23 protein-coding genes and 1 rRNA gene are annotated in these 26,264 nt (G+C 66.3%); 9 read left to right on the top strand and 15 right to left on the bottom strand.

From position 1 onward, the window contains the following. Positions 1-2 precede the first annotated feature (2 nt). From Q7514_RS04125 to clpS, 4 genes are read right to left on the bottom strand one after another with little or no spacing between them, the layout of a single operon-like run. Positions 3-626 carry a rhomboid family intramembrane serine protease gene (locus Q7514_RS04125; RefSeq protein ID WP_330131941.1) on the bottom strand — a complete coding sequence of 208 codons (624 nt, stop codon included), beginning with the start codon at positions 624-626 and terminating at the stop codon, positions 3-5. A 46-nt stretch (positions 627-672) separates the two neighbouring features. Further along, positions 673-1,740 (bottom strand): P1 family peptidase, encoded by a 1,068-nt coding sequence (locus Q7514_RS04130; protein WP_330131942.1) that lies wholly within the window; start codon positions 1,738-1,740, stop codon positions 673-675. Further along, on the bottom strand, positions 1,737-2,315 hold the full coding sequence (gene aosR, locus Q7514_RS04135) for an oxidative stress transcriptional regulator AosR (protein ID WP_330131943.1): 579 nt from the start codon (positions 2,313-2,315) through the stop codon (positions 1,737-1,739). Before aosR ends, Q7514_RS04130 begins: the two co-directional genes overlap by 4 nt. Positions 2,316-2,341: 26 nt before the next feature. Continuing rightward, complete coding sequence (clpS, locus tag Q7514_RS04140; RefSeq protein ID WP_054719636.1) at positions 2,342-2,677, bottom strand: ATP-dependent Clp protease adapter ClpS; 336 nt, start codon at positions 2,675-2,677, stop codon at positions 2,342-2,344. Between the two features lie 69 nt (positions 2,678-2,746). On the opposite strand from clpS, the gene Q7514_RS04145 reads away from it, so the two are divergent. From Q7514_RS04145 to Q7514_RS04155, 3 genes are read left to right on the top strand one after another with little or no spacing between them, the layout of a single operon-like run. Then, the gene (locus tag Q7514_RS04145; protein ID WP_330131944.1) at positions 2,747-4,084 is read left to right on the top strand and encodes a nicotinate phosphoribosyltransferase; all 1,338 of its coding nucleotides are present in this window, start codon (positions 2,747-2,749) and stop codon (positions 4,082-4,084) included. A 5-nt stretch (positions 4,085-4,089) separates the two neighbouring features. Then, positions 4,090-4,665, top strand: coding sequence for a nicotinamidase (locus Q7514_RS04150; protein ID WP_330131945.1), 576 nt, complete (start codon positions 4,090-4,092; stop codon positions 4,663-4,665). Positions 4,666-4,690: 25 nt separating this feature from the next. Next, entirely contained in the window at positions 4,691-6,721 is a 2,031-nt protein-coding gene (locus Q7514_RS04155) for an ATP-dependent DNA helicase (RefSeq protein ID WP_330131946.1), read from the top strand. 4 nt (positions 6,722-6,725) lie between these two features. Here Q7514_RS04155 and glgP read toward each other — a convergent pair whose 3' ends face one another. Next, on the bottom strand, positions 6,726-9,302 hold the full coding sequence (glgP, locus tag Q7514_RS04160; protein WP_330131947.1) for an alpha-glucan family phosphorylase: 2,577 nt from the start codon (positions 9,300-9,302) through the stop codon (positions 6,726-6,728). 485 nt (positions 9,303-9,787) lie between these two features. Here glgP and Q7514_RS04165 point away from each other — a divergent pair, with 485 nt between their 5' ends. Genes Q7514_RS04165 through Q7514_RS04175 form a run of 3 tightly spaced genes read left to right on the top strand, consistent with a single transcriptional unit; the run spans position 9,788 to position 15,621 of the window. Further along, complete coding sequence (locus Q7514_RS04165; RefSeq protein ID WP_330131948.1) at positions 9,788-11,806, top strand: maltotransferase domain-containing protein; 2,019 nt, start codon at positions 9,788-9,790, stop codon at positions 11,804-11,806. Continuing rightward, positions 11,803-14,139 (top strand): 1,4-alpha-glucan branching protein GlgB, encoded by a 2,337-nt coding sequence (gene glgB / locus Q7514_RS04170; RefSeq protein ID WP_330131949.1) that lies wholly within the window; start codon positions 11,803-11,805, stop codon positions 14,137-14,139. Before Q7514_RS04165 ends, glgB begins: the two co-directional genes overlap by 4 nt. 33 nt (positions 14,140-14,172) lie before the next feature. Further along, positions 14,173-15,621, top strand: coding sequence for a neutral zinc metallopeptidase (locus Q7514_RS04175; RefSeq protein WP_330131950.1), 1,449 nt, complete (start codon positions 14,173-14,175; stop codon positions 15,619-15,621). A gap of 36 nt (positions 15,622-15,657) precedes the next feature. Here Q7514_RS04175 and Q7514_RS04180 read toward each other — a convergent pair whose 3' ends face one another. The 3 genes from Q7514_RS04180 to Q7514_RS04190 all read right to left on the bottom strand — a co-directional run bounded on the left by Q7514_RS04180 (position 15,658) and on the right by Q7514_RS04190 (position 18,326). Continuing rightward, positions 15,658-16,548, bottom strand: a complete 891-nt coding sequence (locus Q7514_RS04180) for a tetratricopeptide repeat protein (protein ID WP_330132021.1) — start codon at positions 16,546-16,548, stop codon at positions 15,658-15,660. Positions 16,549-16,642: 94 nt separating this feature from the next. Further along, positions 16,643-17,002, bottom strand: coding sequence for a DUF3817 domain-containing protein (locus Q7514_RS04185; protein ID WP_330131951.1), 360 nt, complete (start codon positions 17,000-17,002; stop codon positions 16,643-16,645). A gap of 133 nt (positions 17,003-17,135) precedes the next feature. Then, positions 17,136-18,326, bottom strand: coding sequence for an acetyl-CoA C-acetyltransferase (locus Q7514_RS04190; RefSeq protein WP_330131952.1), 1,191 nt, complete (start codon positions 18,324-18,326; stop codon positions 17,136-17,138). 97 nt (positions 18,327-18,423) lie between these two features. Between Q7514_RS04190 and mce the strand changes: the two genes are divergently transcribed. Then, positions 18,424-18,909: a methylmalonyl-CoA epimerase gene (mce, locus tag Q7514_RS04195; protein WP_330131953.1), complete on the top strand. Its 486-nt coding sequence runs from the start codon at positions 18,424-18,426 to the stop codon at positions 18,907-18,909. 82 nt (positions 18,910-18,991) lie between these two features. Next, positions 18,992-20,179 carry a coiled-coil domain-containing protein gene (locus tag Q7514_RS04200; protein WP_330131954.1) on the top strand — a complete coding sequence of 396 codons (1,188 nt, stop codon included), beginning with the start codon at positions 18,992-18,994 and terminating at the stop codon, positions 20,177-20,179. Positions 20,180-20,193: 14 nt separating this feature from the next. Here Q7514_RS04200 and Q7514_RS04205 read toward each other — a convergent pair whose 3' ends face one another. Continuing rightward, positions 20,194-20,532: an ATP/GTP-binding protein gene (locus Q7514_RS04205; protein WP_330131955.1), complete on the bottom strand. Its 339-nt coding sequence runs from the start codon at positions 20,530-20,532 to the stop codon at positions 20,194-20,196. A 3-nt stretch (positions 20,533-20,535) separates the two neighbouring features. Then, entirely contained in the window at positions 20,536-21,213 is a 678-nt protein-coding gene (gene nucS / locus Q7514_RS04210; protein ID WP_330131956.1) for an endonuclease NucS, read from the bottom strand. 43 nt (positions 21,214-21,256) lie between these two features. Here nucS and Q7514_RS04215 point away from each other — a divergent pair, with 43 nt between their 5' ends. Next, positions 21,257-22,801, top strand: a complete 1,545-nt coding sequence (locus Q7514_RS04215; protein WP_330131957.1) for an adenylate/guanylate cyclase domain-containing protein — start codon at positions 21,257-21,259, stop codon at positions 22,799-22,801. A 10-nt stretch (positions 22,802-22,811) separates the two neighbouring features. Here the strand turns inward: Q7514_RS04215 and ehuA are convergent, their stop codons facing one another. The 5 genes from ehuA to rrf form a co-directional block, all read right to left on the bottom strand. Next, the gene (ehuA, locus tag Q7514_RS04220; protein ID WP_330132022.1) at positions 22,812-23,576 is read right to left on the bottom strand and encodes an ectoine/hydroxyectoine ABC transporter ATP-binding protein EhuA; all 765 of its coding nucleotides are present in this window, start codon (positions 23,574-23,576) and stop codon (positions 22,812-22,814) included. 46 nt (positions 23,577-23,622) lie between these two features. Next, complete coding sequence (gene ehuD, locus Q7514_RS04225) at positions 23,623-24,267, bottom strand: ectoine/hydroxyectoine ABC transporter permease subunit EhuD (RefSeq protein WP_330131958.1); 645 nt, start codon at positions 24,265-24,267, stop codon at positions 23,623-23,625. After that, the gene (gene ehuC / locus Q7514_RS04230; protein ID WP_330131959.1) at positions 24,264-24,998 is read right to left on the bottom strand and encodes an ectoine/hydroxyectoine ABC transporter permease subunit EhuC; all 735 of its coding nucleotides are present in this window, start codon (positions 24,996-24,998) and stop codon (positions 24,264-24,266) included. The genes ehuD and ehuC overlap by 4 nt, the downstream gene beginning before the upstream one ends. 16 nt (positions 24,999-25,014) lie before the next feature. Continuing rightward, complete coding sequence (gene ehuB / locus Q7514_RS04235) at positions 25,015-25,917, bottom strand: ectoine/hydroxyectoine ABC transporter substrate-binding protein EhuB (protein WP_330131960.1); 903 nt, start codon at positions 25,915-25,917, stop codon at positions 25,015-25,017. Between the two features lie 227 nt (positions 25,918-26,144). Beyond that, a 5S ribosomal RNA gene (gene rrf / locus Q7514_RS04240) occupies positions 26,145-26,261 on the bottom strand. Positions 26,262-26,264 lie beyond the last annotated feature (3 nt).

The following is a 26,264-nucleotide window of genomic DNA, read 5'->3' on the forward strand; positions in this document are numbered from 1 at the left end:
GTTCAGCGCAGCGGATCGGCTGCTCTGACTGCCCGTGCCCGGCGCGTGTCGGACGAGAGCAGCCATGCCGCGACGACACCACCGAGCGCCCCGAAGAGGTGTCCCTGCCACGACACGAACGGGTCGCTGGGGAGGACTCCCCACAGCATTCCGCCGTAGAAGAACAGTACGACGAGTCCGAGTACGATCTGCCCGCCCTTTCGGGTGAAGATTCCGCGGATGATCAGGTAGGTCAACCAACCGAAGATGAGCGATGACGCGCCGATGTGGTTCTCGCCGGAGCCGGCGAACAGCCAGGTTCCGACGCCTGCGACCACCCAGATCACCGCGGTTGCGACGATCCCGCGGGTGATGCCGGACGACCACAGGACCAGGAAACCCAGGATGAGCGCGGGCACCGTGTTGGCGGTCAGGTGCGTCCAGTCGCCGTGCAGGATGGGAGCGAACAGAATTCCCCACAGGCCGTCCCCGGTACGCGGCTCGATACCCGCCGACTGGAGGTTGGCGGGAAGGATCCGGTCCACGATCTCGACGACGTAGAGGAAGACTACGAAGCCGCCGATCCACAGTCCGGAACGCAGCCACGTCGGCCGTTCGGTTGGTGGTGTTCCTGTCGGGATGGTCATGCGTCCATTGTGACGTCTGCCCGGATGGCGTGCGGGTCTGTCGTGGTCACAGCGTCCGGGCGGACGGGAAGGTATCGAAGTAGGACGGGATTCCGGCGACGGATCGGGCGGAGAGCACTGCGTCGACGATGGCGCGTTCGACCGCGTCGGCTGCGGCTACGCACACGGCCGCGAGTATCGGCAGTTCGGTGGGGAATGCGTCGGGTACGCCCTCCGGTACGGGAAGTTCGGCGGTACCGGTGGACAGGGCGAAGAGCGTGTCGCCGTCCAGGGGCGAGTGTGCGGGTCGGATCGCGCGGGCCAGACCGTCGTGTCCGGCGACTGCGACCCGGCGACACGCAGCTTTCGACAGCGGCGCGTCGGTCGCGACGACACCGATGGTCGTATTCAGCACGGTGCCCTTCTCGCCGCGCGCGTTGACGGCGGCAAGGTCCTCCTCGGTCGGGGTGCCGAGGCCGAGCTCGACCGTCGTTCCCCACGGAAGTCCGGACCGGGGATCGAAGACCGACCCGACCGGGTTGGCGACGACCAGGGCCGCGACGGTGGCGCCTGCTGCCGGCCCGTCGGTCAGTCGGATGCTCGCGGTTCCGATTCCCCCTTTGAGAATGCCCGCGCGCGCGGCGGTGCCCGCACCGACGGATCCTCGTGGGAGTACCGAGTCGGTGGCTGCCGCTGCCGCTGCGTATCCGCCGTCGGCAGTGGGTCGGGTGTGCCAGTGTCCGACGGGCAGATCGAAGATCACCGCGCCGGGCACGATCGGCACCACGGCGCCGGGCGTACCCATCGGGATACCGCGGCCTTGTTCCTCGAGGTAGCGCATCACACCATCGGCGGCGGCCAGGCCGAAGGCGCTTCCCCCGGTGAGCAGGACGGCATCGACGTGCCGGACCGAGTGGCTCGGATCGAGCAGGTCGGTTTCGCGGGTGCCCGGCCCGCCGCCGCGCACATCGACCGCGCCGACAGTGGGCCGGTCCGTGAGGATCACGGTGCAGCCGGTGGCGGCACCGGTGCCGGGTTGTTCACCGGCGACGGTGACGTGGTCGTCGAGTTGCTGCCAGTGGCCGACGCGCAGGCCCGACACGTCGAGCAGGGAATTCGTGGGGCCGGCAGTCACGGCAGCAACGCTTGAACGAGGGAGTCCTGCATCCAGGTCAACCAGTGGTAGACGTCGAGGTGCGGAGCGCGCGGATCGTCGTCGTCGAGGGCCTCGGGGGTGTCGTCGTCGATGCCGAGGGTGGTGCCGAGCGCGAGCCGCACGTCGTTGAGCCCGTACAGCCAGGCTTCGGCCTGCTCGGGGTTGAGGACGACTTTTCCGCCGTCCTCAGGAACGGTCCGCAGGATGACGGCACCGGCGGCCAGCTTGGCGTCGATGATGCTCGGTTCGTGGAGGCTGCGGAGCGCGCCGTTGAGGTCTCCGGCCTCGTCGTCGGGGTTGACGGACGCGTCCGCGTCGGGTCGGTGGAAATCGGGGAGCAGTCGCTCGAGTGCGGGAATCTCGGGTGGGGTCGAGTTACCCGTGCGCAGCCCGGTGAGTTCCGCAAGGTCGTCCTGGGGTGCCTGCGCGGAGCGGTCTTCCAGCATCCCCAGCACCGAGGCGACGAGGGAGCGCAGGACGGAGGCCTCGTGGCCGTCCATCTCCGAGCGAAGTTTGGGGCCGCTCAGCGAGTTCTTCCGGGTCCACTGCCGCACGTCGGTCGGATCCTCCTGTAGGCGCCTTATTCGTCCCGTTGCATCGTGGCCCACAGCCCTGCGGCATGTAGACGCTGCACGTCGTGCTCCATCTTGTCACGGGATCCGCTCGACACGACTGCTCTGCCTTCGTTGTGCACCTTGAGCATGAGTTCGGTCGCCTTGGCCTTGCTGTATCCGAACAGCTTCTGGAAGATGAACGTCACGTAGTGCATGAGGTTGACGGGGTCGTCCCACACGACCGTCACCCAAGGCCGGTCGACCGCCTCGACTTCTTCGACGACTTCCGCTTCGGCAGGCATGGCCTGGCCCGCGGTGATCACGTGGACGTCGAGGGGGGTTGTCCTGGAACACGGCGCCATGCGTCCAGGGTACGGCGTTCTCGCGGCTCGAAAAACCCACCGTCGACATGCTCGCTCTAGAGTGAGCGGATGGCTGTCACATCCGCCGGTACGAAGCCGGTGAGCACCGCACTGTTCACGGACAAATACGAACTGACGATGCTCGAAGCTGCGCTGGCCGACGGCTCCGGCGCTCGGCCCTGTGTCTTCGAACTGTTCGCCCGCAAGCTTCCGGCCGGTCGCCGGTACGGGGTGGTCGCAGGCACCGGGCGTCTCCTCGATGCGCTCCCCGCGTTCCGATTCGGCGACGCCGAACTCGCTGTGGCGGCGGAGTTCCTCGAACCCTCGACCGTCGAATGGTTGCGCAACTTCCGGTTCAGCGGCAACATCGACGGCTACCGCGAGGGTGACTTCTACTTCCCCGGCTCGCCGATCCTGTCCGTCCACGGCACGTTCGCCGAATGTGTCCTGCTCGAGACGCTGGCCTTGTCGATCTTCAATCACGACAGCGCCATCGCGTCCGCCGCAGCGCGGATGGTGAGCGTGGCCGACGGGCGCACCCTGATCGAGATGGGCTCGCGCCGCGCACACGAGGAAGCGGCGGTGTCTGCAGCCCGCGCGGCATACCTCGCGGGATTCGATTCGACGTCGAACCTCGAAGCGGCGCGACGCTACGGGGTTCCGGCCGCGGGGACGGCCGCACACGCGTTCACTCTGCTGCACACCACTGCGCACGGCCGCAATGAAGCGTCGGCGTTCCACAGCCAGATCTCCTCGCTCGGTGTCGGCACGACCTTGCTCGTGGACACCTACGACATCACCCAGGGCGTGGCCACAGCCATCGAGGTCGCGGGCCCCGAACTCGGCGGCGTCCGGATCGACTCCGGCGACCTCGGAGTGCTGGCACGTCAGGTGCGCAGGCAGCTCGACGACCTCGGTGCTCGGCGGACGAAGATCGTGATGTCCGGCGACCTGGACGAATACGCGATCGCGGGTCTGCGTGCCGAACCGGTCGACGCGTACGGGGTCGGGACGTCGGTGGTCACAGGTTCGGGTGCACCGACCGCAGGCATGGTCTACAAGCTCGTCGAGGTCGACGGCATTCCGGTCGAGAAGCGCAGCACGGCCAAGGAATCGCGGGGCGGGGCGAAGCGCGCGACCCGGTACGCGCGCCGCACCGGCACGGTCGTCGAAGAGGTCATCTACCCCGAACATCTGGAGGTTCCGACGGGTGAGGGGCAGACAGCGACTGCACTGACGGTTCCGTTGGTCCGCGGTGGCGAGCCGGTCCCCGGACTCCCTACCCTGGAGGAGAGCAGGGAATACCTGAAGAAGTCGATGGTGAGTCTGCCGTGGGAAGGGTTGACGATATCGGCCGGCGACCCGGCGATTCCCACCCGTTTCGTGACTGCGGCGACCGGGAGGTGAGGTCGATGCGGGCACTACTGGTGGTCGATGTGCAGAACGATTTCTGTGAGGGCGGAGCTCTCGCAGTGACCGGCGGCAACGCGGTCGCGACCGCCATCACACGTTTCCTCGCAGAACGGGGCGACGACTACTCCCACGTGGTCGCGACACGCGACCACCACATCGATCCGGGCCCGCATTTCTCGGACGAACCCGACTTCCTCGACACCTGGCCGCCGCACTGTCGCGCCGACACCGCCGGGGCCCGGTTCCATCCGGATCTGGAGCTGTCGCGGGTCGAAGCGGTGTTCTCGAAGGGTGCCTACGAGGCCGCGTACTCCGGTTTCGAGGGCGTCGACGAGTCGGGGCAGTCCCTCGCGCAGTGGTTGCGCGAGCGCGGTGTGACGGACGTCGACGTCGTCGGGATCGCCACCGATCACTGTGTGCGCGCGACCGCATTGGATGCCGTCGAGGCGGGATTCGGGACCCGGGTGCTGCTGCCTTTCACAGCCGGCGTGGCCGACGCGACCATCGAGTCCGCACTCGATCGGATGCGCAGCGCAGGTGTCGACCTGGTCGAACGGGTCGGCGCCGAAACCTGACGGTGGGTCCCGCTACCCTGGCCCGGTGCCCGAACTCCCCAACGTCCCCGAATTGTTGCGTACTGCGGTGCATGCCCTGGGCGGCAAGGAGCGGCGCACTCAGCTGACCATGGCATCCGCGGTGGCGCACAGCATCGACACCGGCGAGCATCTCGCGGTACAGGCCGGCACAGGCACCGGCAAGTCGCTCGCCTACCTCGTCCCGAGTATCCGGTACGCGGTACAGACCGGCCGGACGGTCGTGGTGTCCACCGCGACCATCGCTCTGCAGCGCCAGCTCGTCGACCGCGACCTCCCTCGTCTCGCCGAGGCGCTCGAGAAGACCCTCGGCCGGAGGCCGCGCTTCGCGATACTCAAGGGACGCGGAAACTACCTCTGCCTGAACAAGATCCACACCGGTCTCGCGGAGGAGGCACCGGCCGAGGCCCAGCTCTTCGACGCGTTCACTCTCTCGCGCATCGGTCGTGAGGTGCGGCGCGTGACGGAATGGTCGTCGAGCACCGAGACCGGCGATCGCGACGACCTCTCCCCCGGCGTCTCCGACCAGGCGTGGCGCCAGCTCAGCGTCACCGCACGCGAATGCCTCGGCAAGGCGCGCTGCCCGGTGGGCGACGACTGTTTCGCGGAAATCGCACGCACCGAGGCGTCTCAGGTCGACGTGGTCGTCACCAATCATGCGCTCCTCGCGATCGATGCCATCACGGGGATCGCGATCCTGCCCGAACACGACGTGGTGGTCATCGACGAAGCCCACGAGCTGGTCGACCGGGTCACCGGTGTCGCCACCGCCGAGTTGTCGGGCAGCACCATCTCCGCAGCCGCGCGGCGCTGCGTCAAGCTCGTCGAGGACGAGGACGTCGACCGGCTCGAAGGTGCTGCCGAGAACTGGGAGTCGCTGCTCGAGGAGCTTCCGGCCGCTCGGTGGGATTCGATGCCCGACGGTGCGGCGGCCGCACTCGCGTCGATCCGCGATGCCGCGTGGGCCGTGCACACCGCCATCGGGCCGGCCAAGCCCGGCACCGACCCAGAGGCCGCTGCCGCCCGCAGCCAGGCGCTCGCCGAGATCGACGACGTGCACGACTGCGCGGTCCGGGCACTGACCACCTTCGAGCAGGCCGACCCCGCGCAGCGTCAGGACGTCGTATGGTTGGCGGCCGACGAATTCCGCGGCAACGTGCGCCGCACGGTGCGGATTGCACCCCTGTCGGTCGGGGGTCTGCTGCGGTCACGCTTGTTCGGCGAGTCGACGGTGGTGCTCACCTCGGCGACGCTCACAGTCGGAGGGTCGTTCGATGGCCTGGCCGTCAACTGGGGGCTCCCCCCACAGGCACCGTCGCGCAGCGAGACCACCGCCGCCTCGGGGGCCGAACCGCCTGCCGACAAGAGTGAACTGAAATGGAACGCCGTCGACGTCGGGTCACCGTTCGACCACGCGAAATCCGGGATTCTGTACATCGCGAAGCACCTGACGCCGCCCGGCCGCGACGGACTCGCGTCGTCGCATCTCGACGAGATCGCCGAGCTGGTCACAGCGGCAGGTGGTCGCACCCTGGGCCTGTTCTCGTCGATGCGCGCCGCGAAGGCCGCAACCGAAGCTCTGCGAGACCGGATCGACACGCCGATCCTGTGCCAGGGCGACGATTCCACGGGTGCACTTGTCGACAAGTTCGCGGCCGACGAAGCGACGTCGCTGTTCGGCACCCTGTCGCTGTGGCAGGGCGTCGACGTGCCGGGCAGGTCGCTCTCGCTCGTCCTCATCGACCGGATCCCGTTCCCCCGGCCCGACGATCCCCTGCTGGTCGCCCGGCAGCGCGCCGTCGAAAGCCGGGGTGGCAATGGCTTCATGGCCGTCGCCGCGAACCATGCCGCGCTGCTCCTCGCACAGGGTGTCGGCCGGTTACTGCGGTCCACCGACGATCGAGGGGTAGTCGCCGTGCTCGACTCTCGTCTGGCCACGGCCCGCTACGGTGGCTATCTGCGTGCGTCGCTCCCGCCGTTCTGGGAGACCGCCGACCCGGCCGTCGCCCGGAAGGCACTCTCCCGACTCACCAGCTGACGACTTACGGCAGCGCGACCATGCCGAACTCCGCGGGGGTTGCCATCAGGTCGTGGTGCGGGAGTACCCGGACGGTGTATCCGACCGCCCCTGACAGCGGCAGCGGCACGTCGACGGTGAACTCCTCCCCGAGGGGATCGGATCCCGAGTGCCTCATCGGCACCGTCACCGTGTCGCTGAGGGTGTCGTCCGATCCGACCTTGCCGAATACCGCCTGCACCTGCACATCGTCGGGGGCCAGGCCTCCGAGCTGGACATGTGCGATCAGTCCGAGGCTCGAGCCGATCACAGGGCTTTCGGGAAGTCCGTGACTGTCGACCTGCGCGACGCGTACAGCCGGCCACGCGGAGTCGATGCGGTGCCGGTATTCGGCGAGCGCCTTGGCTCCCGCGAAGTCGTCGGCGACGATTGTTCGCGCCGCTTCCGCAGCGGGTGTGTAATAGTCGACCGTGTAGTCGCGGACCATGCGGGATGCGAGGACCTTGGGCCCGAGGTTCTCGAGGGTGTGGCGCACCATCTCGATCCATCGGGTGGGCACGTCGCGATCGTCGCGATCGTAGAACCGCGGCAGCACCGAACGTTCGAGCAGTTCGTAGAGGGCTCCGGCTTCGAGATCGTCGCGTCGCACGTCGTCGACGCCGTCGGCGGTGGGGATGGCCCACCCGTTCTCGCCGTCGAACATCTCGTCCCACCATCCGTCCCGGATGGACAGGTTCAGGCCGCCGTTGAGTGCGGACTTCATGCCCGACGTTCCGCATGCTTCGAGCGGACGCAGCGGGTTGTTGAGCCACACGTCGCATCCCCAGTACAGGAAGCGCGCCATCGACATGTCGTAGTCGGGCAGGAACACTATGCGGTGCCGCACGTCGTGCTGGTCGGCGAACCGCACGATCTGCTGGATCAGTCCTTTGCCCCCGTCGTCGGCGGGGTGACTCTTGCCCGCGACGACGAGCTGCACCGGTCTTTCCTCATCGAGCAGCAGTGCGCGCAGGCGTTCCGGGTCGCGCAGCATCAGCGTCAGCCGCTTGTAGGTGGGCACGCGGCGCGCGAAGCCCACCGTGAGTGCATCGGGATCGAAGACGGTGCCGACCCAGCCGAGTTCGGCCTCGGTGGCGCCACGTTCGAGCCACGAGTTGCGCAGGCGGCGCCGAACCTCGTCGACGAGCTGTCCGCGCAGCACGTTGCGGGTGGACCACAGTTCCGCCGGGTCGACGGTCTGCAGTAGTTCCCAGCCGCGGGATTCCTCGACGCGGTCCGGTCCGGCGAGCCGATTCGCGAGCGTAATCCATTCGCGGGCCGCCCATGTGGGGGCGTGGACGCCGTTGGTCACCGACCCGATCGGCACCTCGGTGGCATCGAACCCGGGCCACAGCCCCTCGAACATCCCGCGGCTGACCTCACCGTGCAGCTCGGACACCCCGTTGGATCGTTGTCCGAGACGCAGACCCAGGTGGGCCATGTTGAACACGTGGGGGTCGTCCTCGCGGCCGAGCGCGAGGATCCGGTCGACGGGCAGGCCCGGCAGCAGGGCCGAATCGTTCTCTCCGTTGGGGCCTGCGAAGTAGTGCCGGACGAGATCGATCGGGAAGCGGTCGATGCCTGCGGGCACCGGAGTGTGGGTGGTGAACACCGTTCCGGCCCGCACCGCAGCGAGGGCTTCGTCGAAGTCCAGGCCCGTGGTAGTGACAAGTTCGCGGATACGTTCCGCTCCGAGGAACCCTGCATGGCCCTCGTTCATGTGGAACACCTCGGGGTCGGGCAGCGCGTGGATGCGGGTGTAGGCGCGCACGGCCCGTACCCCGCCGATCCCCGCGAGGATCTCCTGCTTGATGCGGTGGTCCTGACCGCCGCCGTACAAGCGGTCGGTGACCTTGCACATGTCCTCGTCGTTGCTCGCGATGTCGGAGTCGAGCAGCAGCAACGGCACACGACCCACCTGCGCGATCCATACGCGTGCATCGAGGGTGCGGGCGCCGGGGACATCGACGCGCACGAGCGCGGGCGTGCCGTCGGACTCGGTGAGCAGCCGCAGCGGCAGGCCCTGCGGGTCGTACGAGGGGTAGTGCTCGAGCTGCCAGCCGTCGGCGCTCAGCGACTGCTTGAAGTAGCCGGAGCGATACAGCAATCCGACGCCGATGAGCGGCAATCCGAGATCGGAGGCGGCCTTGAGGTGGTCGCCGGCGAGGATGCCGAGTCCGCCCGAATAGTTCGGAAGGACCTCGGAGACACCGAATTCCATGGAGAAATAGGCGATGCCGTCGGGCAGGGCGGTGCCGCGTTCCCGTTGGAGCTGGTACCAGGCCGGGCGCGACAGGTAATCATCGAGATCTGCGGCAGCGGCGTGGAGGCGCTCCAGGAATTCACTGTCGGTCGCGAGTGCATCGAGGCGCGACGGGGCGATCTCACCGAGCAGACGGACCGGGTCCTCGTCGACCTTCGCCCACAGCGTGGGGTCGATGGATTCGAACAGATCCTGTGTCTGCGGGTGCCACGACCAGCGCAGATTGGTTGTCAGTGCCTCCAGCGCGGCGAGCGGCTCGGGCAGATGGGCGCGGACGGTGAACCGACGCAAGGCTTTCACCCCGCGAATCCTACCCAGGTTCTCGCCTGTGCGACGGGTGCGGATCCGGCGCACTGCAGCGCTCGGCCGGTAGCGCGGTCCACACGGGGGACGGCCCCGCGGCGCGAACGCCACGGGGCCGTCATGCTTCTACGGCCGACCGCGCGCGGTCGGCCGAGGGGTCACAGTCCGCCGAGCAGAAGGTGCAGCAAATCCCCGACAACCCCGATCAATCCGGCAACCAGACCCATGATGTTCATCCCTTCGTCAGCGCCCTGTCGGACGTTTCTTTGCTGTGCGAAATCGACGGTAGGGGGAGTCGTATTGCCGTCCGGTCAACCGAGGTAACCCGTGAGTAACGGACACGGACAGTTACAGCAAAATGGACGTTTCACCCTTCCGGTCTCCATGACCGGAACTCTGCCGCCGCCTGGAATAGGGTTGTGGTCGAACACCAGGTTCATTTCGGCGCGGGCCACCCGCCCGCCCCAGCGAACGGAGAGCACGTGACAGGCCGTCTCGCCATCGACGACGTTCGGCCCGCGATCGACGGCGGGAGATATCCGACCAAAGCTGTCGTCGGCGAGGTCGTTCCCGTCTCGGCCGTGGTGTGGCGCGAGGGCCACGATGCGCTCGCGGCGACTCTGGCGGTGCGCGGTCCGTCCGCGGACCCCGAGACCATGGGCAAGCTCGTGCGGATCCCCATGACACCGGGCTACGAACCCGACACGTTCAACGCGGTGTTCACCCCGACCAGCGCGGGCAGATGGACCTACCGGATCGAAGCCTGGAGCGATCCGATCGCCACGTGGCGACACGCTGTCGAAGCGAAGATCGATGCGGGGCAGGGCCCGGAGGATCTGGCCAACGACCTGGAGATCGGCGCCCGCCTGTTCGAACGCACCGCCAAGGCGGCTCCTCGAGGCAGCCGACCTTCCCTTCTGGCTGTGTCCGCAGCACTACGGTCGCACCGCACACTTCCCGAACGTGTCGCTCCCGCCTACTCCCCCGACGTCACCGAGGTTCTCCGCGCGCATCCACTGCGCGAACTCGTCACCCGAGGTCGCGCCTACACCACGATCGCCGAACGCCGTCGCGCGCTGTTCGGTTCATGGTACGAGTTCTTCCCCCGCTCGACGGGCGGCTGGAACGACGACGGCACCCCGCGACACGGCACCTTCGCGACCGCCGCGGCCGACCTTCCGCGCATCGCCGCGATGGGATTCGACGTGGTGTATCTGCCGCCGATCCACCCGATCGGCAAGATGAACCGGAAGGGACCGAACAACGCGTTGGTCGCCGGGCCGGCCGACGTCGGGTCCCCGTGGGCGATCGGATCGGCGGAGGGTGGCCACGACGCCATCCACCCCGACCTGGGCACCGATGAGGACTTCCGCGACTTCGTCACACGCGCCCGGGAACTCGACCTCGAGGTCGCCCTCGACCTCGCGCTGCAATGCGCACCGGATCACCCGTGGGCGCAGTCGCATCCCGAATGGTTCACGGTGCTGCCCGACGGAACGATCGCATTTGCGGAGAACCCGCCCAAGAAGTACCAGGACATATATCCGATCAATTTCGATCTCGACCGCGACGGTATCTACGCCGAGGTGCTGCGTGTGGTTCGGCACTGGATCGCCGCGGGGGTACGCATCTTCCGAGTCGACAATCCGCACACCAAACCTCCGGACTTCTGGGAGTGGTTGATCGAGGAGGTCCACAAGGCCGATCCGGACGTGGTGTTCCTCGCCGAGGCATTCACCCGTCCCGCACGGATGTACGGTCTCGCGCGGCGCGGATTCGCGCAGTCGTACACATATTTCACGTGGCGGATCGCGAAGTGGGAACTCACCGAGTTCGGATTGGAGATCGCGGGCAAGGCCGACGAGGCGCGGCCGAACCTGTTCGTCAACACCCCCGACATCCTCCACGAGTCGCTGCAGCACGGGGGGCCCGGAATGTTCGCGCTGCGAGCAGCATTGGCCGCAACTCTGGCACCGACGTGGGGTGTCTACTCGGGCTACGAACTGTACGAGCATGTACCGCTGCGGCCCGGCAGCGAGGAGTATCTCGACTCGGAGAAGTACCAACTTCGCCCACGGCGGTTCGACGACGCTCGGCGTCGTGGCGAGTCCCTCGAACCATGGCTGACCGAGTTGAACAGGATCCGGCGGGCACACCCGGCGCTCCAGCAACTCCGCAACATCACGTTCCACCACATCGACAACGACGCATTGATCGGATACTCGAAGTTCGACCCGACGACAGGCGATGCGGTACTCACCATCGTCAACCTCGATCCGTATGCGGCTGAGCAGGGCACGATCTGGCTGGACATGCCGGCGATCGGACACGACTGGCACGATCGACTGCCGGTCTACGACGAAGTCAGCGGCGAGCAATATCACTGGGGTCAGGCCAATTTCGTGCGGCTCGAACCGTGGCGCGCGGTCGCGCACATTCTGGTGTTGCCCCGGATCGGCATTCCCGTCCGGACGAACCTCGCGTACAGGAGGCAGCCGTGACCGTGCCACCGTCATCACCGGAGCCCACCCCGGGACCCGGCAGGGCAACACAGCCGGGACCCGGCAGAGCAACACAGCCGGGACCCGGCAGGGCAACACAGCCGGGACCCGGCGGAGCCACGCCTCCGCCCGGTCGGTCGAGTACCTCCGCCCCGCGTCACGCGCCGAATCCCGACGATCTCGCACGCCTCGCGGCCGGCGAACACCACGACCCCCATTCGGTCCTCGGTGCCCACCCGCATCCCGAGGGCACCGTGTTCCGGGCACTGCGACCGGGTGCCGAGGCAGTGGCGGTGCGTGTGGGTGGAACGGATCATCCGCTCGAGCCTGTGGGCCACGACGTGTTCAGCGCGTTGCTGCCCTTGCACGACCCCGCCGACTATCGCTTGGTCGTGCGGTATCCGTTCGACCACACTGTGGTCGTCGCCGACGGCTATCGGTTCCTGCCCACCCTCGGCGAACTCGATCGTCATCTGATCAGCGAGGGGCGGCACGAACGGCTGTGGGATGTGCTCGGTGCCCATCCCCGTTCGTACGACACACCCGACGGCACTGTGACGGGAACGTCGTTCGCGGTGTGGGCGCCCGGCGCACGCGGCGTGACAGTGCTCGGCGAGTTCGACCTCTGGGGCGGGACGACCGCACCGATGCGTGTCCTGGGTTCGAGCGGTGTGTGGGAGTTGTTCGTTCCGGGTGTCGAGCCGGGCGGGCTCTACAAGTACAGGGTCCACGGGCACGACGGTTCGGTGCGCGACAAGGCCGATCCGATGGCATTCGCCACCGAAGTGCCTCCGGCGACCGCGTCCGTCGTCACGCGCAGCGTGCACGAGTGGCACGACGAGCATTGGCTCTCCGCGCGCGCGGAGGCGCAGCCGTGGCGGGAACCGATGAGCGTGTACGAGGTACATCTCGGTTCGTGGCGGCCGGGACTGACCTACCTGGAGCTCGCCGACCAGCTGGTCGCGTATGTGCACGAGACCGGGTTCACGCATGTGGAGCTCATGCCCGTCGCCGAGCATCCGTTCGGCGGGTCGTGGGGCTATCAGGTGACCTCGTATTACGCGCCGACCGCGCGGTTCGGCGCTCCCGACGACTTCCGCGAGTTCGTCGACCGCCTTCATGCCGCAGGAATCGGCGTGATCATGGACTGGGTGCCCGCGCACTTCCCGAAGGACGAGTGGGCACTCGCGCGGTTCGACGGCAGCCCCCTGTACGAGCACGCAGATCCGCGGCGCGGTGAGCAACTCGACTGGGGCACTTATGTGTTCGACTACGGACGCAAGGAGGTACGCAACTTCCTGGTCGCCAATGCGTTGTACTGGATCGACGAGTTCCATATCGACGGGCTGCGCGTCGACGCTGTGGCGTCGATGCTCTACCTGGACTATTCGCGGCCCGAGGGTGAGTGGACCCCGAACGAGTTCGGTGGACGCGAGAATCTCGATGCCGTGGCGTTCCTGCAGGAACTCAACGCGACGGTGCACAAGCTCCACCCCGGTGTCGTGACGATCGCCGAGGAATCCACCGCATGGCCGGGGGTGACGCGCCCGACGAACGTCGGTGGCCTGGGGTTCTCGATGAAATGGAACATGGGCTGGATGCACGACACCCTCGGGTATCTGATGCACGACCCGGTACATCGAACGTTCCACCACCACGAGATCACGTTCTCGCTGATGTATGCGTGGAGCGAGCATTTCGTGTTGCCGATCAGCCACGACGAAGTGGTGCACGGCAAGGGCACGTTGTGGACGCGAATGCCCGGCGATGACCACACCAAGGCGGCAGGGTTGCGCGCGATGCTCGCGTACATGTGGTCGCATCCCGGTAAGCAACTGCTGTTCATGGGACAGGAGTTCGGGCAGGTCGGCGAGTGGTCGGAGGAGCGCGGTCTCGACTGGTGGCAGCTCGACGACCCCCACATCGGCGCATTGCACAGGGGTATCCGCGCGCTGGTCGCCGATCTGAACCGCACGTACCGCGAGCACCCGGCGCTGTACACGCTCGACACGACGCCCGGCGGATACTCGTGGATCGATGCCAACGACGCCCACAACAATGTGCTCAGCTTCCTGCGCTACGGCAGTGACGGTTCGGTGATCGCGTGCCTGTACAACTTCTCGGGCAGTGCCCACGCCGACTATCGCGTCGGGTTGCCCGAACCGGGCACCTGGGAGGAGGTGCTCAACACGGACGCGATCGCGTACCAGGGAAGCGGCACCGGTAATCTCGGCGCGGTGATCGCCACGGCTCATTCGTGGCACGGTCGCCCGGCTTCGGCTCGGGTGACGCTCCCTGCGCACGGCGCGATCTGGCTGTCGCCGCGGCGGTGAGCGCCGACAGCGACGAGTGGAGAGTGGATCGACGTGACACGACACCGATGGTTCGCCCCGCTTCTCCCCGCTCTCGCGGCTGTGCTGGTGGCCGGTTGCGCGCAGGAGATCTCCGGGACGGCGGTGTCGATCTACGACAACCCGTTCACCGTCGCAGGTCTACCTGTGGTGTCGGGTCCGACGGGGCCGCGCAGCGGTGTCCCCGATGCCGACGTGACGATCGAGAACACCGACGGCGGCGACATCGACGCCCTCGCGGGAAACGCGATCGCCGACATCGAGGAGTACTGGAGGCAGGAGTACAGCTCGATCGCGCGGGGCGACTTCGAACCGGTCGGCACGATAATCTCGTGGGATCCTTCCGAGCGTCGCGGCCCCCGCTTCTGCGGCGAATCCACCTACGACTTCATCAACGCCGCCTACTGCAGTGGCGGGGACGTCATCGGCTGGGACCGCACCTATCTCATGCCCCAGCTCGTGGAGGACTTCGGGCCCATGTCGGCGGTCACCGTGCTCGCCCACGAATACGGGCACGCCATCCAGTACTCGACCGGGATCGTCGCCGACGACGATCCCGGCATCGTGTTCGAGCAGCAGGCCGACTGCTTCGCCGGTGCCTTCATGCGGCACGTCGCCGAGGGCAACTCCGAACACTTCGAACTCAACACCGCGGACGGCCTCAACAATGTGCTGGCGTCGATGGTGTTGTTCCGCGACAGCGACCCGAACGATCCGGATTCCATCCACGGTTCCGCGTTCGAACGCGTGACGGCGGTGCAGATCGGGTTCACGGACGGCGCCGCAACCTGTCCGCGGATCGACGCCGCTGAGATCGAATCGCGGCGCGCGGATCTGCCACAATATTTCGACAGCAGCGATGACGGCGAGCTTCCTGTCACCGCGGATTCCGTGGAGACGATCTTCGAGTCGTTCGACCACGTGTTCGACCTCGAGTCGCCGCCGGCATTGGATCTGTCCGGCGCGGACCTCGGCTGCTCCGACGCGAAGGCGACCGCGCCGGTGTCGTATTGCCCGTCGACGAACACGGTGGGCGTCGATCTCGAGGAACTCGCGGCGGTCGGCACCCCCGACCGTTCGCGACGCGACGGTTTCAGCGCCGATGTGCGCGGTGACTACAACGCCTACATTCTCGTCGCGTCCCGCTACGCACTTGCGGTACAGCAGGACGCGGGCCAGGTCCTCACAGATGCCCGCAGCGCATTGCGCGCCGCATGCCTGTCGGGTGTGATCAGTGCAGCTCTGAGTCCGTCGAGCACTGTTGCCGCAGGGCTCGACCCCGACGCTGAGATGGTGTGGCTCTCCCCCGGCGATCTCGACGAGGCCGTCTCCGGGTTGCTCCGCGACGGGCTCGCTGCGAGCGATGTCAACGGCAACACCGTGCCGAGCGGATTCGCGCGGGTGGATGCATTCCGGACCGGGGTGCTGGGCGGCGAAGGTGCGTGCACCGGCCGTTACCGCTGAGGCAACGGCCGGTGAGCCCTCCTCCGGAGGGACGCGTCAGTAGAGTGCGGCCGCAAGCTTGCGACGCGCGGCGATCACGAACGGCTCCGCCGTGTCGAACAGCTCGAACAGTTCCAGCAGCCGAGTGCGTGCCGCGGTCCGGTCGTCGCCGGCGCTGCGCTGGACGAAGGCGATGATCCGTTCGAAGGCGGCTTCGGGGTTCTGCGCGAACAGCTCGGCGTCGGCCGCAGCGAGTTGCCCTTCGAGGTCGGTGGGGGCAGCGTCCGCACGCGCAACCGCATCTGCAGGAACATTTTGTGCCCGTGCCAGGAACTTCACCTGCCGGAGCGCAGCCTTGGCGTCGGCATTGTTCGGCTCGGAGTTGAGGATCAGATTGTAGGCAGCTTCCGCGCCCTCTAAGTCACCCTGTTCGAGCGCCTGCTCGGCAGTGGTGAATCGCGGATCCGCCGGCTGCTCGGCCGGCTCACCTTCGGCGGAGGGCGGGCCCGACAACTTGCCTTCGACAGCCTGGGCGATCGCGTCGAGCCACTGCCTCAGAGCCAGTTCGGGTTGGACACCCTGGAAGTCGGCAAGCGGCTGTCCCGCGGCGATCGCAACGACGGTCGGTACCGACTGCACTCCGAATGCCTGGGCGATCCGGGGATTGGCGTCGACGTCCACCTTGGCGAGCACCCATGCGCCGGCGGCCTCGGTCGCGAGCTTCTCGAGAAGAGGCGAAAGTTGCTTACAGGGTTCGCACCAGGTCGCCCACAGGTCCACGATGACGGGGACCTGGGTGGACCGCTGGAGTACTTCGGTTTCGAAGGTGGCCTCGGTGACGTCCACGATCGACGCGAGTGCGCCTTGCGTGCCGTCACCGGACGGAGGCGGAGGAGGAGGCGTGGCAGCCCGCTCCTTGAGGGGCGCGAGATCCACCGCGCCGGACAACGCCGCGGCCGCGGCGGCGGAACGTACAGGACGGGAACCGGGTCGAGTCACGTCCTCCAGTTTGGCATGCCACGGCCGCGGAAGCTGCGGACGGTCAGGCAGCAGCGGGTGCGTTCTCGCGGCTACCGGGCGCGGAGAGTTCCGCGAGGCGGCCCGTCTTGACGGCCCAGCGCTCGAAGACGATGGTTCCGAAGGGCGGGACGCTCGACACGAGCGCGAGGAACGTGGTCTTGATGTCCCACTTCAGTGCCCAGGCGGTCACGAAGGTGACGACGACGAAGAGCATGAACCCGGCGATGCCGTGCACCATTCCGGGGATACGGATGGCTTCCTCGTACCCGAGAACCCATTTGAAGAACATCGCGATCAGAAGCGCCAGCCAGGTCACGGCTTCCCAGATGGCCACGAGGCGGAACCTCTTCGCGGGAGTGGACAGGTCGAAGATCGTCGTCATAGGGCCATTGTGCCCATTAATCTACGACGACTCGTAGTGCAGTGAGAGACATCACGGCCCTCGACGCTGGACGTCGAGGGCCGTGAAGCTTCCGAGTTCGCCGATCAGGCCCCGGTCGTTGCCCGGTCGACGACTACCCCTTCGGGACGCGCACGATCAGGGCGTCGCCCTGCCCGCCACCACCGCACAATGCAGCCGCGCCGACGCCGCCACCGCGACGCTTCAACTCGAGTGCGAGATGCAGTGCGATCCGGGCACCGGACATACCCAGCGGATGACCGAGAGCGATCGCGCCGCCGTTGACGTTGACCTTCGCAGCATCGATACCGAGTTCACGCGCCGACGCGATGCCCACCGCGGCGAACGCCTCGTTGATCTCGACGAGGTCGAGATCCGCGGGAGCAATCCCCTCACGCTCACAGGCCTTGACTATCGCGCGAGCCGGCTGCTGCTGCAGCGTCGAGTCGGGACCGGCGACGACACCGGACGCACCGATCTCGGCGATCCAGCTCAACCCGAGCTCCTCGGCCTTGGCCTTGCTCATCACCACCACAGCGGCCGCACCGTCGGAGATCTGCGACGCCGAACCCGCGGTGACGGTGCCGTCCTTCGCGAACGCCGGACGCAGCTTGCCGAGCGATTCGACGGTGGTGTCGGCGCGGATGCCTTCGTCGGCGGCGAACACGATCGGATCGCCCTTGCGCTGCGGGATCGACACGGGCACGACCTCGTCGTCGAACAGGCCGTCCTTCCATGCACGCGCCGCGTTCTGGTGCGAGGCGGCCGAGAAGGCGTCCTGCTCTTCCCGGGAGACGAAATCGGCATCCTTGTTCGCCGACTCCGTGAGGTTACCCATCCCCTGGTCGGTGAAGACGTCGTGCAGGCCGTCGTAGGCCATGTGGTCGCGTAGCGTGACGTCGCCGTACTTGAATCCGGCACGGCTCTTCTCGAGCATGTGCGGGGCCTGGCTCATCGACTCCTGACCACCGGCGACGATGATGTCGAACTCACCTGCGCGGATCAGCTGATCGGCCATCGCGATGGCGTTGATGCCCGACAGACACACCTTGTTGATGGTCAGAGCGGGAACATCCATCGGGATACCGGCAGCGACAGCGGCCTGACGTGCAGGGATCTGGCCTGCGCCGGCGGTGAGCACCTGGCCCATGATCACGTACTCGACCCTCTCCGGCGCGACCCCGGCCTTGTCGAGTGCGCCCTTGATGGCGACCCCGCCGAGATCGGATCCGGAGAAGTCCTTCAACGAACCTTGCAGGCGACCCATGGGCGTACGGGCGCCGGCGACGATGACAGAAGTGCTCACGGAAAATGTCCTTCGAATAGACAACGCGGATGCTCACTCGGTGGAATACCTGGGACCCGATATGAGCTTGACCAACGGTACCGCTACCGTCAGAGGCATGACCGAGACCTCTCCCACAATGTCGCCTGCAGCGGCCGCTCTGTCCTCCGGGCTCGTCACGGCGATCGATCACGTCGGCATCGCCGTGCCCGATCTCGACGCCGCACTCACGTGGTACGCCGAGAATGTCGGGCTCGTGTCCACGCACGAGGAGATCAACGAGGAGCAGGGCGTCCGGGAGGCCATGCTCTCCGTTCCCGGCAGCCCCGACGGTGCCACCCAGATCCAGTTGCTCGCCCCGCTGGACGAGAACTCGACGATCGCGAAGTTCATCGACCGCAGCGGTCCCGGCCTGCAGCAACTCGCCTACCGGGTCACCGACCTCGATGCGCTCTCCACCCACCTGCGCGAACGAGGCGTCCGTCTTCTGTACGACGCACCGCGCCGCGGCACCGCCGACTCGCGCATCAACTTCCTCCATCCCAAGGATGCGGGTGGCGTCCTCGTCGAGCTCGTCGAGCCCGCTGCAGAGCCCGCTCACTGACGCAGGCGGTGCGAACAGCTCCAGTGCCTGTGGTGCTGGAGCTGCGCAAGTGATCCCGGATTCGAGCGGGTAGATTGTCTTCATGGTCTTCGATCGTGATCGCGCCCCCAGTCACCTGCCGTTCTCCATCGTGCGGAAGGGCTTCGACCGCGACGAGGTGACCAACTACTTCGCCCGATTCGAAGCCGAGCTCCGCGTGACGGCAACCGACCGAGACGCCGCGTCGGCACAGGCCCGCGACCTCGCACGTCAGTTGGAGAACGCCCGTAACGAGATCGACGACCTGCGCAAGGACGTCGATCGGCTCTCGGTGCCCCCGACCACTGCGGAAGGCATGAGCGACCGCATCTCCCGGATGCTCCGGCTGGCGTCCGACGAGGCGTCGGAACTGCGAGCCCGGGCCGAGAGCGATGCCGCCGAGATGGTCTCCCTCGCCGAACAGGAAGGCATCCGCCTCCGTGGCGATTTGGAGAAGCGCCTCGAGGACCTCGAGAACCGGCGCCTCGCCTGCGAGGAAGAGCACGCCCGTACGATGGCTGCCGCGCGCGCCGAAGCAGACCGGATCATCGCTGCCGCGCACGCCGAGGCCGATCGTCGAGCCGCCGAGGCCGAGAGCAAACGTGAGCAGGTGCAGCAGGACTTCGAGATCACGATGTCGGAGCGCCGGTCGAAGTTGCTCGGTTCGCTCGACGAACTCGAACGCTCGAGCAAGGGCGAAGCAGAACGTCGCCTCGAACAGGCCACTTCCGAAGCGGCTCGACGCCTCTCTGTGGCCACCGAGGCCTCCGAACGCAAGATCGCGAGCGCCAAGGGTCTCACCGAGGAGCTTCTCGTCCTGCGCGGACGCATCCTCGGTCAGCTCGACGCCGTACGTGAACAGCTCGACGGCGTACCCGAGATGCTCGCCGCGGCGACCGAGGAAACCGACCTCCTGGCACGCGACCTCTCGGACGACGCGACACCGCCGTCGGGCTCCGAGGGCGACTCGTCCGACCGACCCGCAGGCAAGACCGAGGCCGACAGCACCCGAGGCGGACACAAGAACAGCGGCGCCGGCACCACACGCTCGGCAACAGAGCCCGAGAAGTCCCGGGCCGGCGCCGGCGAGTCCACGAGCAAGAGCAACGACTCCGACAATGCCGACGCCAGCGAGAACAGCCGCGATGCTGCCGCGCCGAAGCAGACCCAGTCCCCGACCCCGCCCCGGGGCGAGGCTCCGCGTCCCGGCAGCGGTCGTTCACCGGCTGTGGCGAGCAGGGTTCGACGGTAGTCGCACCCCTCCGGTCAGGACCACCGTCGGGTCGGTCCCCGCCTCGCGCGGGCCGACCAGCACCCGTTGTGCCAATGTCGACGATCGTCGGCACCGCCGGGCAGGTCGGTCGGCCAGGCCACGATGTGCGGCGTCCCCGGAGCGATCTCGTGGTCGCATCCGGGGCACCGATACGGTTTCGTGGCTCTCGACCCCGGCACCGTGCGCACCGTGAACTGTTCGGATTCTGCGCCGGTCGGTCCCGACTCGGTCCGCGTGGTCGCCCAACCGAACGGCGATGACCCGGGTCCCGACCGCCCGGTCTCCGCCTTCGCGCGCTTATGCGACGCCTGGGGACGATTCCGGCGTGGCATGGCTCAGAACAGCCGGAATTCGGTGCTCTCGGTTCCGCGCAACGCTTCGTAATCGAGTACGAGGCACCGGATACCGCGGTCGGTCGCGAGTGTCTTGGCCTGCGGCTTGATCTGCTGTGCGGCGAACACTCCGGTCACAGGCGCGAGCAGCGGATCTCGATTGAGCAGTTCGAGATAGCGCGTGAGTTGTTCTACACCATCGATCTCACCGCGCCGTTTGATCTCGACCGCAACCGTGGCGCCGTCGGCGTCGCGACACAGCAGGTCGACCGGTCCGATCGCGGTGGGAAATTCGCGGCGAACCAGGCTGTATCCCGCGCCCAGTGTCTCCACGTGTTCTGCGAGCAGTTCCTGCAGGTGCGACTCGACGCCGTCCTTGATCAGGCCCGGGTCGATTCCGAGTTCATGGCTGGAGTCGTGCTCGATCTCTTCGATGGTGATGCGCAACTGCTCCCCGGCCCTGTTCGTGACCACCCAGAGCGCCTCTACGTCCTCCTCGGGTGTCTCTTCGGACAGCCAGCACGGCGGGCTCATCCAGTTGAGGGGTTTGTAGGCACGGTCGTCGGCATGCACGCTCACCGACCCATCCGCTTTCACCAACAACAATCGGCGTGCGGTGGGAAGGTGTGCGGTCAGACGTCCGATGTAGTCGACACGGCAACGAGCAATCACTAGGCGCACACAGCCCACCCTAAAGGATGGCCTCGTCTACTCTCGAACGACCATGTCAGCACGCAACAGTCGCACCGCGCCGCTCGGTTCCGCGATTCTGGGACAACCGGAGGAACCGGTCCGGCGACTCCGAATTCGGGTTCAGTCGTTGCTGACGCTCTCACTTGCCGGCACCCACATCATCGGCGCGTTGATCGCGGCGACCCTCATCAATGTGGTGATTCCGGGGCCGTCATTGCTGACCTCCGAGTTCCTCATCGTGATTGCTGTCCTGGCACCGGCGTACGTGGTCGTGGCAATCGTGGTCGGCACCATCCTCGGCACCCGCTACGGCGTGGATCGTCTGGGCTGGGCTCTCGACGGTCGCCGCCCCACTCCTCGAGAACAACGGACGGCCCTGAATCTGCCCCTGCGCATGACCCTGCAGCAGGGCTTCCTCTGGATCATCGGGCTCGCCCTGTTCACGACCTGTCTCGGTATCATCGATCCCGACACCATTCCCAAGGTATCGATCACGATCCTGCTCGCGGGTCTCACCGTGTGCGGATTCGTCTATCTCTTCACCGAATTCGCACTTCGCCCGATCGCGGCACGAGCGCTCGAGGCAGGTGCACCTCGCCGTCATCGCTTCGCCGGAACCACCGGGCGCGTGATGCTCGCGTGGGCACTCGGCAGCAGCATCCCCGTTATCGGCCTGATGCTGATCGCGGTGTTCAGTTTCATCCGGCCGGTCACCCCGGTCCGGTTCGCGGTGACCATCCTCGCGCTCGGGAGCATCACTCTGCTCGTCGGTTCGTTGCTGCTGTTTCTCAGCGTGCGCTCGAGTATCGCCCCGATCGAATCGGTGCAGTACGGCATGTCACAGATCGAGAAGGGCGACCTGGACACCAAGGTCGTCGTGTACGACGGGACCGAACTCGGCGAGCTCCAGGCGGGATTCAACCGCATGGCCGAAGGACTGCGGGAACGCGAGCGCATCAGAGAGGTATTCGGCAGGCACGTCGGCCGGGACGTCGCGGCCGAAGCTCTCGACAGCGCCGACATTCTCGGCGGCGAGGAACGCGATGTCGCGGTGCTGTTCATCGACATCGTCGGTTCCACGACCCTCGCAGCCGAGAGACCCCCCGTCGAGGTCGTCGCTCTGCTCAACCGTTTCTTCGCGGTGGTCGTCGACGAGGTCCACCATGCCGGCGGGTCGGTCAACAAGTTCGAGGGCGACGCGGCGCTGGCGATCTTCGGTGCGCCGGTCCAGGTCGACGACGCGTCCGGTCGTGCCTTGCGCACCGCACGCACGATGGCGCAGCGGCTCGCAATCGAGGTCCCCGAGTGTCGCGCCGGAATCGGGGTCGCCGCAGGCCGAGCGGTGGCAGGAAATATCGGCGCCGCGGAACGTTTCGAGTACACCGTCATCGGAGACCCGGTGAACGAGGCCGCGCGCCTCTCCGATGTCGCGAAGTCCGTACCGGGCTACGTGGTTGCATCGGGCCGCGCCCTCGATGCCGCGACGAGCGACGAACCGTCCGCATGGAGCGTGCGCGACGAAATCACATTGCGCGGAAGGTCGGAGGTCACTCGGCTGGCAGTACCGGCCGAGTGACCTCGCTCGCTCACTCCCCTGCGAGGACTGCGTCGAGGAACTTACGAGTACGTTCCTCTTTCGGGTTCGTGAAGATGACGTCGGGCGGCCCTTGTTCGATGACCCGTCCCTTGTCGAACATCATGACGCGGTTGGAGACGTCCCGGGCGAAGTTCATCTCGTGCGTGACGATCAGCATCGTGATATCGGTGGTCTCCGCGATCTGACGCAGAACGTCGAGCACGTCGGCAACCAGTTCCGGGTCGAGCGCCGACGTCACCTCGTCCAGCAGCAGAATGTCCGGGTCCATCGCGAGTGCGCGAGCGATGGCCACGCGCTGCTGCTGGCCACCAGACAGCTGAGTGGGATGCGCCTTCTCCTTGTCCGACAGGCCGACCATCGCGAGCAGTTCCCGAGCACGCGCTTCCGCATCGGACTTCTTCCGACCCAAGACGTGGATGGGAGCCTCGGTGAGGTTCTCCATGACGTTCATATTCGGAAACAGGTTGAAGTGCTGAAACACCATGCCGATGCTCTGCCGCACCTTGCGCAGGTGCTTCTCCGACGCGGGAACGAGCTTCGAGCCTTTGCGCTCGTGGCTCAAAGGCTCCCCCTTCACCCACACCACACCGCCGTCGATCTTCTCCAGCGTCATGAGCAACCGCAGGATCGTGGTCTTGCCCGAGCCACTCGGGCCGATCAAGGTCACACGGTCGCCGGCTGCGACCTCGAAGTCGAGGTGATCGAGCACGACGTTGTCGCCGAACTGCTTCACCACCGATTCGAAGCGGATCATCGGATCGCCCGAGGGCTCCTCGGTTCCCCCGATGTCTTTGGTCAGGTCAGTAGGCAAGACGACGCTCCAATCGGCGGATCAGCAATGAGGTCGGGTAGCTCGCGATCAGGAAGATCAGCCCGGCCAAGGTCAGCGGCTCGAGATACTGGAAGTTCCTGGCACCGAACTGCTGAGCTGCGGTAACCATCTCGACCACCGTGATGGTGAAGAGGAACGGAGTGTCCTTGAACATCGAGACTGCGTAGTTTCCGAGCGCCGGGACCACCCGTCGCACGGCCTGCGGGAGGATCACCGCCCGCCACGTGCGAGTGTTCGGCAACGACAGCGCCCGGGCTGCTTCCCACTGACCCACAGGTACCGCTTCGATTCCTGCTCGATACACCTCGGCCATGTAGGTCGAGTAGTGGATACCCAGGACCGCGATACCGATCTGCAATGCAGAGAACTGAGGAAGCATGTAGTACACGAAGAGCAACTGCACGACCAGCGGTGTCAGGCGGATGAACTCCACGACACCGCCGAGCACCATGGCGAACGGTCGCGGCAACGTGCGTCGCGCGATCGCCACGACCAGGCCCAGTGCTGCGGCGAGGACGAAACCGAGGACGGTGGCGAGCAGCGTGATCTTGAACCCGTCGAGCAACACCGGGAGTGCCTCCCAGGCGCGTTGCCAACTCCAGTCGACGGTCACGTCTTCACCTCCTCCGGCTTGTCGATCACCGGCGCAAGACCGAAGATCTCACGCATCGACGGCCCCGTGCCCAGCCTGCTCTTGGCCCGCACCTCGAGTGCATTCATCAACAGCGTCAACACATATCCCACGATGAAGTACAGAACGAGCCCGACACCGAAGGCAAAGAGGGTGTCGCCGGTACTACGGCGCAACTGCTCGATCTCGAAAGTCAAGTCGTGCAAGAGGATATAACTTGCGAGCGCGGTGCCCTTGAGCAACTGGATCAGCAGGTTCGTCAGCGGCGGGATCATCTCGGCCCACGCCTGAGGAAAGATCACCCGCCTGAGGCGCTGCCAGTAGCTGAAATTCAACGCGGTCGCAGCCTCCCATTGGGGACGCGGAACCGAAGCTATGGCACCACGTACAACCTCCGCGCCGTAGGCACCGTAGTTCAACGACAGCGCGAGGATGCCACACACGATCGGCTCGAGCCGATACCCGAACAGCGGCATGACATAGAAGAACCAGAACAACTGCACCAGGAGCGAAGTGCCCCTGAAGAACTCGATGACAACCCTGGAACTCCCCCTCAGGATCAAGTTCTTCGCGCCGGCCGCCAGTCCGAGACCGACGGCCAGCAGAAACGCGAAGAACGCGCTACCGACCGTGAGGTAGAGAGTGACCAGGATTCCGTCGAGTATTCGAGGAAACGCGCTTGTCAGCGCCTCGATATTCGAACCGAAATCCATTCTGGAGAACCCGCTCTCAGGACACGCCCTCGCAGAGGATCTCTGTGGTCAGTTCAGGATCGGGCAACTCGTTCTCGGTGAACCCGAACTCTCCCACGATCGACAGGTACTTGTCCGGGTCCGACGTGATCTTTGCGAGTTCCTCGTTGTATGCGTCCCGGAGCTCCTCGTCGCCCTGACGGAACACAGTGCCACCGGCACCTACCTGTGGGACACCGTTGATCTCTGCGACGAACGACTCGGTGACGTCGACCGGAGCGGACTCGTTGTTCTGCTTCATCCAGTTGAGCGAGATACCGGTCAATGCGAACACATCCGAACGTCCGTTGATCACTGCATCCATGCCGTCCTGAGCCGATGCGACCTGAGTTGCATCGATACCCGACGCCTCGGCGTAGTCCGACTCGATCGCGCCGGTCATGGTCGACATGCTCGCGCCGCTGTCCTTGATCGACTGGATGTCCGACAGGTTCTGAGGGTTGCCCTCAGGCACCATCAACGCGGTCGTGTAATTGAACTCGGGCTCGCTGAACAACGCTTGCTCGCAACGCTGAGGCAGGATCGACATGCCTGCGCTGACAACATCGAACCGGCCGGCCTGTAGCCCTGGAATGAGCGCACCGAAGTCGGTGGCGACGCCTTCCACATTGTCGACACCGAGGTTCTTGAAGATCTCGCGGTGCAAGGCAACCGTTGCGCCGGTCAGTTCACCGTCCTCCATGAAGCTGTAGGGCGCCTCACCGGCGAACCCGACCGTGACGGTGCCTGCTTCTCTCAGGCTCTCGAGGGACGTCCCGCCCTCGGCACCGCCTCCGGGGTTGGTGCTGGTGCATCCGGCAACCGATGCGCCGACCAATCCGAGTCCGGCAATTCCTGCAGCGAGCCTCACGGTCGAGCTCTTGCCAAATCGCATCCTCATCGTCCAATCCCTTTCGTCGTCACTAGGAACGACCCGGGAGGATCCGCACCGCATTGCAGCACGACCCAACGGATCTGCCCAGCGGACGTTACCGAGTGAAAGGGTCAAACCGGAAACCAGAACCGCGTTGTTACCATCTCGTAACCTGATTGGTTGGCTCCGCACACAAAGCTATAGAAACGCGTTTGGGGCCCACACAAAAAGTGTGAGCCCCAAACGCAACGGGTGTTCGGCGGCGTCCTACTCTCCCACACCCTGACGAGTGCAGTACCATCGGCGCAGACAGGCTTAGCTTCCGGGTTCGGAATGGGACCGGGCGTTTCCCCATCGCTATAACCGCCGTAACT

Origin of the sequence: Rhodococcus artemisiae (assembly GCF_036327795.1) — a bacterium.
Classification (GTDB): domain Bacteria; phylum Actinomycetota; class Actinomycetes; order Mycobacteriales; family Mycobacteriaceae; genus Rhodococcus; species Rhodococcus artemisiae.